Source organism: Flavobacterium sp. 38 (assembly GCF_057799715.1).
The window spans coordinates 276,088-288,995 of record NZ_JBYNWZ010000003.1; the positions used below are offsets into that span (position 1 = coordinate 276,088).

The following is a 12,908-nucleotide window of genomic DNA, read 5'->3' on the forward strand; positions in this document are numbered from 1 at the left end:
AAGAGTATGAAACCAAAAAAAACATTTAAAGTTTTGAGTATTGATGGAGGTGGAGTTAAAGGACTTTATTCCGCCACTATTTTGAATAAAATTGAGAAAGACATTAGAGAAAAAACGGGAAATAAGAATGCACGAATAGTAGATTATTTTGATTTGATTTGCGGCACTTCAACAGGAGGCCTAATAGCCTTGGCATTGTCCGCAGGTATTTCTACAGATATAATTATTAAATTTTACACTAAGCATGGACCTAAGATTTTTGAAAAATCAAAAGGTCTTTTACCAATATTAAAGCAAACATTATTTTTTGGAAAATATAACGATAAAAAATTAAAACATGCTTTGAATAAAATTTTTAAAGAAAAAAAGATTGGAGACAGTAAATGTCTTTTATGCATACCTACTTTCGATTTGTCTCACGGAACTTATGAAATATTTAAATATGATCATCCCGAAGGAAATTTGAGTAGAGATAATAAATTATTAATGAAAGATGTTGCATTGGCTACATCTGCTGCACCTACTTTTTTTCCAGTTGCACAAATTAAAGAGCATGAAAACAGACAATATGTTGATGGTGGAATTTGGGCAAACAATCCATCTATTATTGGTTACTCAGAAGCATTAAGATATTTTGTAGGAGAAGAACGTGACTATGACAAAATACAATTATTATCTATTTCTAGTTTAAATGTGGGAACAAAAATCAAACCATATGCACGCAGAAAAAGATCTTTTATCGGTTGGAGATCCCGAATTTTTGATTTAACACTTATTGGTCAAAGTGAATTCACACATAATTTTTTGGAATCATTACAAAGAACGTCATCCCTTCAGTATTTTAGAATTAAAAGCAGTAATATTCAATCTGACCATGCAAAATATATAGAGCTAGATTTCGCTAACAAAGAATCAATTACTTTAATGGAGCAATTTGGAAATGACATGTATCATCAAATAAAAAATGATATAAAACCATTCTTTCAAGAAACTAAAAGCTATAGAACTCACAATATTTAAACACATAAGATTTGAGAAGATTATGTTAACTGTAATTCTTAAAAAGAAAAAAATGAATACAAATGATAAGCTTTTAAAACGCATTACACAGTTATTAGAATTAGCTGATAATGTATTAAAAACTGAAAAAAGAGGCACTGGATCACTTACAATTTCTTCTGTTGATCATGAAATTTTTACAGAATTTAAAAATGCTTCTCTATCCTTTATAACCAATTTATATGGAAGTAAACATCCATATTTTGAAGGATTCAAACAGGAATGTAAAAGAAGTAGTCCATACGATGCAAAGGCTGGAAGAGGAATTCTTACATCTATAAAAATTGAAATTCAAAATGGTTGGCTAAATACTTTAAGAGGATTGGTATCATCTGAAATTTTTGTTGATTTCATTGAAATGGCAGAGCACTTACTTTCAGAAAATTACAAAGATCCTGCTGCTGTTATGATTGGAAGCGTATTAGAAGAACATTTAAGGCAGTTATGTATTAAAAATGGTATTGCAACCACGGAATTAAGAGGAATCAAAAATATTCCTAAAAAAGCAGACTTACTAAACAGTGAATTGGCAAAAGGAAACATTTACAATATGTTAGATCAAAAAAATGTAACAGCTTGGTTAGATCTAAGAAATAAAGCTGCACATGGAAAATACTCTGAATATAAACATGAACAAGTAGAATTGGCTCTAAATTCAATCTTAGAGTTCATGACCAGAAATTCTATTTAAATATTAAGAGAGAAGAGAATGGTATACTCAAAAATTTTCACTTCAATTTTTTATCTTGAAATCGAAGAAGAATGTACTGAAAATGTATTAGAAAGCTTAAATCTTTTCATTACAAATAATATAAAACCTTTACACGAATTACTTAGTGACGAAGAATGTCGTATGATGATTGGATTTAATGAATCACATTCTTTGGAGAATTCAAAATGCATTTTTTACCAGACAAATGCATGTCACGTTGATTTTAATGAATTTGACGACAGGAAGTTCCTTATAAACACTTTGATTCATTTACAAATGTTTTACCATGCATTATGGCTAGTAAAAGACAATGCAGTCCACTGTGAATTAGCATACTTAATATATAACAACGATAAGCAACGTGCTATTCATTCAAATCTTTGGGCTTCGTTTTATACTGATTCTTTAGGAAAATTAGACGAAGTAACTTTTACATCCGACGAAATAAGAACTGCGATAACTTTATATAAAATCATCTTGAAAATTAATAAACTACATACTCCTCTTGCTAACGAAGCAATAAAATTAACTTCTAAAACCTCACGTCTTTCTAGAGCACTTTTTTTTATACACTCTGCAAGAACTGCCGTTGATATTGGAACAAAAATTTCATTGTACTGTTCTGTATTGGAAAGCATTTTTTCTGTTTCAAACTCGGAACTTAAACATCGTCTGTCCGAAACAGTAGCATTCTTCATAGAAAAAGAATTCATTAAAAAAAAGAATGTTTATAAAAATCTGCAAAATGCATACGATATAAGATCTGCTGTTGTTCATGGTGATGGCATCCAATCAAAATTTTTAAAAAATGATGCTAAATTGTTATTAGAAACGGCAAAAGATACTGATGAAATTATTCGCAGATGTTTACGTAAAATATTGGGCGATCAAAAATTATATAAATTATTTACTGTGAATGATCGAGAAGAAATCAGCAGTTATCTACAAGATTTAATATTTAATGATCTGGCTTAACAAACAGAAAAGATCGCAACATGTTTTAATTCAAATTGCATAAAACTAGATAGTGCTGATTTGCAATCTCTACCTACAACAATAACTACAATACAAATCATAAAAACAAAAGCTACAATAAATCATGTAGCTTTTTTTATACCCAAAAATATCAAACCCCAACCTTATAAACCTCGTCCAACAATTCCATTTCATTATCTGGCAATAACTGCAAAGCAATTTCAAGCAAAGTCATTACATTAAGATCATTGCCTTTTGTAAAACTCGACAAACCTTTAGCATCAGGATTAAGCAATATAATACTGGCTTTTAGCAAATCTGAAACCATTAGATTTAATTCGGTATAAGAAGATATTTTTAGCGTTATTGTATACGAATTCTTTTCTTTAGGCTCTGGTTTTAGTTTCGTAAAATATCTTCCTTTATTTATTAATTCTAACAATTCTTCGGTTCTTTCTTGGTTTTGCGTCTCCATTATTTATATAAGAGTTAGTTTATATTTCAAACAAATATACAAAATTTCGGTTGAAAACAATCGATTTTTAACAATCATATCAAAACAATCTATTACTTGTACTTTCATTTCTATGAAAAGAGAGAGAAAAAGTGAAATTCCAGAAGTTGTAAAAGAACTTGGAATTAAGATAAAAAATGTGATTGACAGTAATCAATTAAAGCCGAGAGAAGTTGCTCATGATGCTGAATTGGATGTAGAAAATCTAAGAAAATATATTAAAGGCTCGCAAGAAATGAAAGTAAGTACATTATTTAAAATTGCTCAAGCTTTAAAAATTCATCCAAGTGAATTGATAAAGGATTTGTAAATCGTTACGCTGAAACATTACTAAATGAAAATACATTCAAAATTTCGAACCTTATTTTTGATTCGGATAAACATACTTTTCGTCATATTTGATTTCTTTTGTCTGTCTAATTTCTTTGGCAGTTTTCGTACTGAGGACTATACCGTAATTTTAGCATCGGTTTTCTTTTTAGCTTTAAGTATATTTTTTCATATTAATAAACTTAGTTCGGTTAACGAAATTGCTGTTTTAGAAAAAGGAATAGAAAGAACAACTTTAGCTTCGTCCAAAGTCGAGTTTATCCCTTTTTCTTCCGTTTTAAAAGTTCAAACAGAACGTATTCAAGGATCTTATTCTCGTGCAGGACAAATAAGTACAGGTTACTTTGAAAGCAAACTATATCTAGAAAATGGTGAAGAATTATTAATTAGCCCAGATCATTTTGAGAATTATCAAGAACTTATTATAGCAATTAGAGAGAAAGTATTAAATAAAATCGAAAACTTTGTTTAAAATTGCTCAAGCTTCAACAATTCATCCAAGCGAATTGATTAAAGGATTTATAAGCAAATTGCATTGAAAAGTAAAAAACAAATCGTCATTAATGGAAAAAAAATTATTTCGTTGCTACAAATTAAACAAATGGAATTACATTACCCTTAGTGTTTATTTGTTGCTTTCTTTTTTCTTATTGACTTTTTTCCTCTTAAACAAGTTTGATCGAAAACAAGTATTGTTTTTCTATACTTTTGGAACTCAATTTTTTATTTATGGTGGTCAATATAGAGCGCTTCGAAATTTTTATTATTTTTTAATCTGGCTTACAATAGGAATTATACATTTTAGTCTATTTCTTTCTCTTAGAAATGATCCTGAATTAGCTTTTGTAAACGGCCATGCATCTCTTGGTTTAAGAAGCACTATTATTTCATTATTACTTTACCAATTTTTACGATTTATAAGCTTAACAATTCAGAAAAAAGAGTTAGTTGTACCAGCAAAATACGGTAAGTATGATCTTTTAGATGAAAGGAAGGTGACGTTCCTTGATTATATTTGTTTCTTTACCTTTTTTGGATTAACCCTTTATTTTATGGTTTGACTAGACATTTCTTCAAAATTCCAGCTGTTTTTCTCAAATCACGCCGCCACACACTCCATATTCTTCTCTTCCATAATCTGCATATCCATTATTTTTTGAGCGATAGTACCTCTTTCAAATACGCGAATGATTTTGAAAACGGCGCTAACAAAATATCCAGGGTTCGAAACCAATCGGGCGATTTCGGTTATTCTTTTATCTCTTAACTGCGTGCAGGCTTCTCTTTCGTTTTCTGGAACCGCTACAAATTCGTTGGCAAATTTCCATGCTCCATTTCTGGCGGTTTCCATGCTAAAATCGATAAAGAAATTGTCTATTTTTCCTGTTGCTTTTAGAATCCACGTGAGCGTTGGCCAAATCTTGATCAGGCATTTTTCTACACCTGCGACTAGATTGCTAAGAATGAAATTTATCTGGTCAAAATCATGTTTTAATTCTTCGATATCATCTATCGTGCTTACCTCAGCCGAAGCTATGCCTAAATCAAGATTGATATGCGCATTAATTCCGAGCAGTAAGTGCTGCAGAACTATTGGCCAGAAATTTTCGGCTTGTTCAAAGGCAAATCCCCAACATTCAGATGGTTCTTCTTTGGCTTGATATTGATAATACGCTTTCAGATATCTATTGGCAAAAATAACGTCTAGTTTTTCCATTCTTTCGCCGTTTTGAAAAGCGCCTACGCTAATACCTTCCTTTACTTTTACCGTAACTTCACGATACAGAATCGCAAATAAACCGAGATTGCTTTGCTCCAGTTTTGATCTTTCTATTATTTCGTCCAATAACAGAATGACTTCGTTTATAGTTCCCGCTTGTTTCATACTCATTTACAATTGGTTATATTTAATTTTGGAGCAACTAATTTACTTATTTTAATCATTCAATGAACGATGATTTTGAAGTATACATCTTGTTATTAAGATTTTACATTCCATATTTTTATCATAAAAAAACATCCCGCAAAGAAATCTTCTTTTTGGGATGTTTTTTAATAAACTAAAAAAGATATTAAGCTTCTACTTTTAAAATCTCTAATTTTAAATTTCCTTTTTTAGCTGGCCATTCTACAACGTCACCTACTTTGTAACCCAACATTGCAATTCCTTCGTCTGAAAGAACCGAGATCTTGTTTTTGCTTGCTTTTGCTTCTGCAGGACCAACTAGAAGAATCGTTTTTTCTTCATTTTTCAAATGGTCTTTATAAGTAACTTTTCGGTTTATCGAAACAATGTCTTCAGGCAGATTTTTTCGCAATACCTGAGAGGCATTTTTTAATTGATTCAGCAATAATTCTTCTTCTTGTACGGTAACTTTTTTTCTTCTTACGTGGTCTTTTATTAAATCGTATGTTCCTGTTGTTAGTATTATATTTTGTAACATGACTTTCTTATTTGTTCCATTTTACATAGGCATGAAATGCAACTCTTCACTGAATAGCTAGCAGTTCTATCTCATTCAGCGTATCATATCCTGAATAAAATGGAAATTTATAAAACGAACTATAACTAATGGAAAATTCCCTGTCTAGAGTTAGGACAGGGCAAATGGAATAAAGTCTTTTGAGCTTTTTAAGAAAGTATCGTCATGCAAATACAGCAATGCGCTCATTAAGCACATTAAAGAACTGTTTACTAAATATGTATTTGCCGTTATCATAATACGATTATAATCAGTTTGCAAGATATGACTTTTTTCTTATAAAAAGAAAAACAATCTACTTGATTATATAATTGAGAAGTGCTTCTAAAATATTCACAGACGGTTTTAGTCAAACATGTAATTAGCAATAAAAGATAAAAGTAAATTCTATTTTATATATTTGATAGTTAACAAATAATCATTTGAAAAAGTGATATTTCATAACACTTTCAATTATGGAATCGACTAACAATATTGGTTTTACTCCTATCGAACTTAATATTTATGAAAAATTAAATTGGGATTATGATTTAATTGTAATCTGCCTGGAATGTATTCGAAGAGAAATACCAGTTATTTTAAACGTAGATAGCGATGATATAGAAGTCTTTCTAATTTCTTTCAACAACTTTTTAGAACAAAGTTATCCTGCAATTGGAATTCGTGGAAAATCAGATATGATAGGGAATGTTTTTGATATTGAAGAGAAAATCGAAAACTGGATTATAGATCTGGGCGGAATTGAAAATCTGAAGCTGAAAACCGCAAATCTTGAATGTCCTGATTGGAAATTATTACAGAATATTAAAAAATACCCTTAAAAAAACTAATTACCAAAGCGTCATAAGAATAAAAAATAACAACTAAAAAAATCAGTAATGGAAAACTTCGACTGGACTTCTTTCACAAAAAAAATAGCTGTAAAAGCTACTCTTTCAGATATTTATAATGCTTGGACAAAAGCCAATGAATTGGAAAAATGGTTTCTAGAAAAAGTTTCTTTTTTTGATGCCACTCAGCAACCATTAGACAAAGACAAAAATGCTGTAACAGACACTACTTACGAATGGATTTGGCATTTGTACAAAGATGCCATGAAAGGAAAAATCGTTTCTGCCAACGGACAAGACCAATTGCAGTTTACTTTTGAGGGAAGCTGTCTAGTGGATATAAAACTAAGCGAAGCAGAAGGTTATACCATAGTTGAACTTCGCCACCACAATATTCCAACAGATGATTATTCTAAACAATACATCAGATTGGGCTGTTCCAACGGCTGGCATTTTTATCTGACCAATCTGAAATCGGTTTACGAAGGAGGATTAGATTTACGAAATAAAGACAGTAATTTGGATCCGATGATTAATAATTAAGATAATGATTTCACAAATTGGAATTGAGGAATTCCGACAAAGACTGAAAACAAATACTAAACGTGGCAATCCTAAAATTAGCGGAACTCCTTTTCACGCATTTAATATGATAGGAGAAAAAGACAAATTATTTTTCGGATCAATAAATCAAAATGATTTTAAAATTACCAGAAATGCGGTATTACATCCTATACCTTTTATTTTAGAAGGAAAAATTAAATCTTTGAATAAAAATCAAACTGAAATTTTTTACGAAATAATTCCAATTAAATTTGGCTATTATTGGAATCGTTATCTTCCTATTGTAGCTTTCTTCATATTTAACACCATATTTATTATTGAGAACGCACCAACTATAGTCTTCATAATATTCAATTTATTTATAGCAATCACAGGTACAATTGTTAATTTACTGATGAATTTTAAAAAGAAGAAATTTGAAGAAAAGTTTATTCAAATATTTGAAATCTTAAATTAGGACAGCAACTACTATTGCGGTGCATATCGATTATGATCATAAAGTCTTTTTTCGGCAATATGGTTAATAATCAGATTTTTCAATTGTTCGCCTGTTGGAATATGATCGTATTTTTTAGAAACCACAATCTCCAGTCTGTTTATTTCCTCTCTTGAAAGATTTTCAAAGTACGAAAGAACTGCTTCTTTATTTTCAAGTTCGTTAAGATCAACATTTGGAATTATGATCTGTTCTGGAACAGATTCTTTGCTTTTAGTTTTCTCTGCTTTTATAGATTCATTTTGAGACGAAACTTTTGCTTTAGAATGAATTACATTGTTTATTACTGGTTCTGGTAAAGATGGTAAATCGGCTATCTCCATTTTGCTGGTTTCATTTAAAATATAACCTAATACAGCAACCACAAATGCTTTTGGTAAAAACACGATAATTTCGCTTTCGACAACACGAAATAACTCAAGCGCTGAACAGACGCCTAATACGATCAATGAAAAACCTAAAATTTTGAAAAGATTTTTGTGGACAATAGTAATTTTTCGAATTCTGTTTCCTAATAAAATAGTAAGCAAAATCATTACAGCAGTTGAAAGCATCAGCCAGATCACACCAGAAAAAGATGTCGTAGCGAAAGCCATTGAAGCATTTAATTCATCTCCGCTTCCTAAAGACATAAATAGTAATATAGAATCTAGCAGGACTTTACCAACTGAATAAATTGATATACCCAAGAAAACTAAATACGCAATTATTAAAGAATCTGCTTTTTTATAATGAAGTATTTGATTTAGAAAAAGTTTAAAGACAATCAATATTCCGAACCAAACAAAAGTACTTATAACAGCCAAACCATTTGCCATTAATCCATGAAACCAAGTTTGATCTACATAGAAAAATTCTTTGTAGACTAAAAAAACAATTGTAAAAACGGCATAAATATAAGCAACCAATGCGGTAGTACTGTAAATTTTAGGCAAGCTTGATTTTGGAGTAGAGTTAGTCATTTGGGTAATTATTTTGTTTTTGGTTACGGTCAAAAATAGGAAATTTAATTACACATCCAGAAGAGTTTTTCTGTTATTTTAAGATAATTTTAAACAAAAATTTCTAACAAATTTTAATTGAAATTATTCAATAATTAAAAACTTAGTGCCTTAGCGTCTTAGTGGCAAAACCAAAAGAACCTTTGTCCCTTTCTCCAAAAATCCTTATTTTCGCTCCTTAATTAAGAAAGGAAAGAATGAAGGTCTGTATTGCCGAGAAACCAAGTGTCGCACGAGAAATAGCAGCCGTTTTGGGTGCCAATACCAAACACGATGGTTATTATGAAGGCAATGGTTATGCGGTAACCTACACTTTCGGGCATTTATGCACTTTAAAAGAGCCCAACGATTACAAACCGCACTGGAAAAGCTGGGATTTGAATAATCTGCCGATGCTTCCAGAAAAGTTCGAAACCAAAGTGGTTCAAAATTCTGGAATTCAGAAACAATTTAAAATCATAAAAAGTCTTTTTGAAAAAGCCGAAGTGGTGATAAACTGCGGGGATGCTGGACAAGAAGGAGAACTGATTCAGCGCTGGGTCATGAACGAAGCGCATTACAAAGGCGAAATTCAACGTTTATGGATTTCGTCACTTACAACAGAAGCCATAAAAGAAGGTTTTGAAAACTTAAAACCATCTGAAAACTACGATAATTTATTCTACGCTGGATTTTCGAGAGCGATTGGCGATTGGCTTTTAGGAATGAATGCAACACGTCTCTATACCGTAAAACATGGCGGTTACAAACAAGTTTTATCTATCGGACGCGTGCAAACACCAACGCTGGCGATGGTTGTAGACCGTTTTAGAGAAATCGAAAACTTTAAACCGCAACCGTATTGGGAATTGCAGACTTTGTACAGAGAAACGCTTTTTAGTTATGAAGAAGGCCGTTTTTTGAAAAAAGAAGACGGAGAAATTTTAGCCGAAAAAGTAAAAGAAAGTGATTTCGAAATTGTTTCTGTTGATAAAAAGAACGGAAACGAGTATGCTCCAAAGCTTTTCGATTTGACTGGTTTACAAGTTTATTGCAATCAGAAATTTGGATTTTCGGCAGAAGAAACACTGAAAATTGCACAGACATTATACGAGCAAAAAGTAATCACGTATCCCAGAGTAGATACGACTTTTCTTCCTGGAGATATTTATCCGAAAGTAACGGGAATTCTGCAAAAATTAACCAATTATGCTGAATTGACTGAACCTCTTTTAGGAAAGAAAATTAAGAAATCGCCAAAGGTTTTCAACGATAAAAAAGTAACCGATCACCACGCAATTATTCCGACTGGCGTTCAGAACAATTTGGCATACAATCAGCAGCAAGTTTACGACATTATTACACGACGTTTTATTGCGGTTTTTTATGATGATTGTTTGGTTGCCAACACGACAGTAATCGGAAAAGCAGCTGATGTTACTTTTAAGGCAACGGGAAAAGAAATCCTGAAAAAAGGTTTTCGCGTTGTATTTGAAGATCCGAATGCCAAGGAAAAAGAACCTGATTTACTGCCAAGCTTTGTGGTCGGCGAAAAAGGTCCGCACGAACCTTCCTTTCTTCAAAAAGAAACCAAACCGCCCAATCAGTTTACCGAAGCAACTTTATTACGTGCGATGGAAACGGCTGGAAAACAAGTCGACGACGAAGATTTACGCGAATTAATGAAAGAAAACGGAATCGGTCGTCCGTCAACGCGTGCGAACATTATCGAAACACTTTTTAAACGACAATATATTGTTCGAAATAAAAAACAGGTTTTACCAACTTTAACTGGAATTCAGCTCATTGACACGATTCAAAATGAATTAGTGAAATCGGCCGAACTTACGGGAACTTGGGAGAAACAGCTGAAAGATATCGAGAAAGGCACTTTCACCGCTGCGGCATTCATAAGAAACATGAAACGCATGGTTGAAGCTTTGGTTTATGAGGTGCGAATGGAAACGAAACATGCCAATATTTCGCATGCCGCAATGGTTCAGAAACCTGTTGTAAAAGAAAAAGAAAAAAAGAAAGCTTCTGGAATTTCGGCAGAAACGTGTCCGAAATGCCAGAAAGGAACTATTTTAAAAGGCAAATCGGCTTTTGGATGCAGCGAATACAAATCAGGTTGCGATTTTGTTTTGCCTTTTGTTTTCCATGAAAAAAAAATCACCGAAAGCCAGTATTTAAGGTTGGTTCAGAAGGGTTCAACTGTAAATATAAAAGGTTTTAAAACAGATTCTGGAACGGTTGAAGGTTTGATTCGGTTTGAAGAAAATTACAAACTGAAATTAGAACCTAAGAAAACAGACAAAAAAGAAGCACCAAAAGAAAGTTCAGATGCATTGGTTTGTCCGAAATGTAAAAAAGGAACAATCCTAAAAGGCAAGACGGCTTACGGCTGCGCTGAATATAAATCGGGTTGCGATTTTAAAGTGACTTTCGACGATGTTCGAGCAAAACTTGGCGACCAAAAACCAACTAAAGAATTGGTTTACGAGATTTTGAGTGCTAGCGTTTAAGTTTTTTTAGCCACGAATTGCACGAATTTGCACGAATTAATTTCACGCAGATTGGAAAAGATTTAAGCTGATGTCCACAGATTTTTATTTAAATAAATCAAAATTTAAATCTGCGTGAAACAAAAAAATCATTTAATCTGTGGCAAAACTAATTTCAGCAAATAATTCGTGGAAATTCGCGTAATTCGTGGCGAACACTTTTTTTTCCTACATTAGTAACTCCAAACAAAACCAAAACTTAAAAAATATGTTTCAGAAAATTACTTTTATAGCCTTTATTATAGCTTTTGTTTCTTGCCAGAAAAAAGAAACAATCGAAAAAGATAAAATCAAAAAAGCCGACTGGTTAATCGGAAACTGGGAAAATACTTCTCCTGAAGGAGTTTTATCTGAGAATTGGCAAAAACTAAACGACAGTACTTTCAGTGCTTCATCTTACTTTATTAAAGGAAAAGATACGTTGCATTTTGAAACTATTATTCTAGCGCAATTAGGTGAAACATTGACTTATAAAGCAACAGTAAAAGGCCAGAATGAAGACAAACCTGTTTTCTTCCCTTCTACTACTGAATCTGAAAATCAATTGGTTTTTGAAAATCAAAAACATGATTATCCGCAAAAGATTACCTATACAAAAGGTGCCAATAATACTTTGACAGCTGAGATTTCTGGTAATCTGAACGGAAAGCCTTCTTCTGAGAAGTTTGTTTTGACTAAAAAGTAATTTTTTTTGTTTTGCCACGAAGGCACGAAGATTTTGCCCACATTTTGTGTCCTCCTGAGCGAAGTCGAAGGACTTACAAAGCCATGGTTACCTTATTTTAACTAAAAAAAAATCATCATGAAACTACCGTTTTCTTTATTCTTAGTACTTGGATTAACATCTATCATTTCTTGTAAAAAAGAAATCAAAACAGAAACTCCTGTGAAGTCTTATACTATCGAAAAAGCTTCGTGGTTTATTGGCGAATGGGGTAATAAATCTAAAGAAGGCGAACTTACAGAACGCTGGAAAAAAGTAAATGATTCGGTTTATTTTGGTGAATCGTATTTTGTTGTTGGAGGAAAAGATACTGTTTTTGGAGAACATGTAAATCTTGAAGATAAAAATGGTAAATTATCTTTTATCGTAACTGTTCCAGAACAAAATGATGAACTTCCCGTAACTTTTGAAATGACTTCTTCTACCGACAATCAAATTGTTTTTGAAAACCCAAAACACGATTATCCATCTAAAATTGTTTACAATAAAGTTGGAAATGATTCTCTAGTCGCAGAGATTTTCGGAATGAAAAAAGGGAAAACTGCTTCGGAAAAATTTCTAATGAAAAAAAGATAAATTAGCACGGCAATAAATGTGTCGTTCCTACTGAACTTTTGATTGGTATTATTTCCATATCCCCACGGATTAAAATCCGTGGCTACAAAATAATTCATTCC

16 protein-coding genes are annotated in these 12,908 nt (G+C 32.0%); 12 read left to right on the forward strand and 4 right to left on the reverse strand.

Annotated elements, in window-relative coordinates; genetic code table 11:
- Window positions 1-6 precede the first annotated feature (6 nt).
- Genes AC3E9W_RS09940 through AC3E9W_RS09950 form a run of 3 tightly spaced genes read left to right on the forward strand, consistent with a single transcriptional unit; the run spans window position 7 to window position 2,746 of the window.
- Window positions 7-1,020: a CBASS cGAMP-activated phospholipase gene (locus AC3E9W_RS09940; RefSeq protein WP_488768219.1), complete on the forward strand. Its 1,014-nt coding sequence runs from the start codon at window positions 7-9 to the stop codon at window positions 1,018-1,020.
- Window positions 1,021-1,072: 52 nt separating this feature from the next.
- Complete coding sequence (locus AC3E9W_RS09945) at window positions 1,073-1,750, forward strand: hypothetical protein (protein ID WP_488768220.1); 678 nt, start codon at window positions 1,073-1,075, stop codon at window positions 1,748-1,750.
- Between the two features lie 18 nt (window positions 1,751-1,768).
- Window positions 1,769-2,746 carry a hypothetical protein gene (locus tag AC3E9W_RS09950; protein ID WP_488768221.1) on the forward strand — a complete coding sequence of 326 codons (978 nt, stop codon included), beginning with the start codon at window positions 1,769-1,771 and terminating at the stop codon, window positions 2,744-2,746.
- A 151-nt stretch (window positions 2,747-2,897) separates the two neighbouring features.
- Here the strand turns inward: AC3E9W_RS09950 and AC3E9W_RS09955 are convergent, their stop codons facing one another.
- Window positions 2,898-3,221, reverse strand: coding sequence for a hypothetical protein (locus tag AC3E9W_RS09955; RefSeq protein WP_488768222.1), 324 nt, complete (start codon window positions 3,219-3,221; stop codon window positions 2,898-2,900).
- Between the two features lie 112 nt (window positions 3,222-3,333).
- On the opposite strand from AC3E9W_RS09955, the gene AC3E9W_RS09960 reads away from it, so the two are divergent.
- The 3 genes from AC3E9W_RS09960 to AC3E9W_RS09970 all read left to right on the forward strand — a co-directional run bounded on the left by AC3E9W_RS09960 (window position 3,334) and on the right by AC3E9W_RS09970 (window position 4,651).
- Window positions 3,334-3,570, forward strand: a complete 237-nt coding sequence (locus tag AC3E9W_RS09960) for a helix-turn-helix domain-containing protein (protein ID WP_488768223.1) — start codon at window positions 3,334-3,336, stop codon at window positions 3,568-3,570.
- A gap of 24 nt (window positions 3,571-3,594) precedes the next feature.
- The gene (locus AC3E9W_RS09965) at window positions 3,595-4,062 is read left to right on the forward strand and encodes a hypothetical protein (RefSeq protein ID WP_488768224.1); all 468 of its coding nucleotides are present in this window, start codon (window positions 3,595-3,597) and stop codon (window positions 4,060-4,062) included.
- Window positions 4,063-4,153: 91 nt separating this feature from the next.
- A complete protein-coding gene (locus AC3E9W_RS09970; protein WP_306156844.1) occupies window positions 4,154-4,651 on the forward strand; it encodes a hypothetical protein in 498 nt (165 codons plus the stop codon).
- 38 nt (window positions 4,652-4,689) lie between these two features.
- On the opposite strand, the gene AC3E9W_RS09975 is transcribed toward AC3E9W_RS09970, so the two are convergent.
- Window positions 4,690-5,481, reverse strand: a complete 792-nt coding sequence (locus AC3E9W_RS09975; RefSeq protein WP_488768225.1) for a DUF5995 family protein — start codon at window positions 5,479-5,481, stop codon at window positions 4,690-4,692.
- A gap of 181 nt (window positions 5,482-5,662) precedes the next feature.
- Window positions 5,663-6,034, reverse strand: a complete 372-nt coding sequence (locus AC3E9W_RS09980) for a GreA/GreB family elongation factor (protein ID WP_306156848.1) — start codon at window positions 6,032-6,034, stop codon at window positions 5,663-5,665.
- Between the two features lie 494 nt (window positions 6,035-6,528).
- Between AC3E9W_RS09980 and AC3E9W_RS09985 the strand changes: the two genes are divergently transcribed.
- Genes AC3E9W_RS09985 through AC3E9W_RS09995 form a run of 3 tightly spaced genes read left to right on the forward strand, consistent with a single transcriptional unit; the run spans window position 6,529 to window position 7,924 of the window.
- Window positions 6,529-6,894: a hypothetical protein gene (locus tag AC3E9W_RS09985; protein WP_306156850.1), complete on the forward strand. Its 366-nt coding sequence runs from the start codon at window positions 6,529-6,531 to the stop codon at window positions 6,892-6,894.
- Between the two features lie 57 nt (window positions 6,895-6,951).
- Window positions 6,952-7,446, forward strand: coding sequence for an SRPBCC family protein (locus tag AC3E9W_RS09990; RefSeq protein WP_306156852.1), 495 nt, complete (start codon window positions 6,952-6,954; stop codon window positions 7,444-7,446).
- A gap of 4 nt (window positions 7,447-7,450) precedes the next feature.
- On the forward strand, window positions 7,451-7,924 hold the full coding sequence (locus AC3E9W_RS09995) for a hypothetical protein (protein WP_488768226.1): 474 nt from the start codon (window positions 7,451-7,453) through the stop codon (window positions 7,922-7,924).
- Between the two features lie 11 nt (window positions 7,925-7,935).
- Here the strand turns inward: AC3E9W_RS09995 and AC3E9W_RS10000 are convergent, their stop codons facing one another.
- Entirely contained in the window at window positions 7,936-8,925 is a 990-nt protein-coding gene (locus AC3E9W_RS10000) for a hypothetical protein (RefSeq protein ID WP_488768227.1), read from the reverse strand.
- Between the two features lie 236 nt (window positions 8,926-9,161).
- On the opposite strand from AC3E9W_RS10000, the gene AC3E9W_RS10005 reads away from it, so the two are divergent.
- From AC3E9W_RS10005 to AC3E9W_RS10015, 3 genes are all read left to right on the forward strand, one after another.
- The gene (locus tag AC3E9W_RS10005) at window positions 9,162-11,468 is read left to right on the forward strand and encodes a type IA DNA topoisomerase (protein WP_488768228.1); all 2,307 of its coding nucleotides are present in this window, start codon (window positions 9,162-9,164) and stop codon (window positions 11,466-11,468) included.
- 247 nt (window positions 11,469-11,715) lie between these two features.
- Complete coding sequence (locus AC3E9W_RS10010) at window positions 11,716-12,192, forward strand: DUF6265 family protein (RefSeq protein ID WP_488768229.1); 477 nt, start codon at window positions 11,716-11,718, stop codon at window positions 12,190-12,192.
- Between the two features lie 117 nt (window positions 12,193-12,309).
- Complete coding sequence (locus AC3E9W_RS10015; protein ID WP_488768230.1) at window positions 12,310-12,807, forward strand: DUF6265 family protein; 498 nt, start codon at window positions 12,310-12,312, stop codon at window positions 12,805-12,807.
- Window positions 12,808-12,908: the final 101 nt, after the last annotated feature.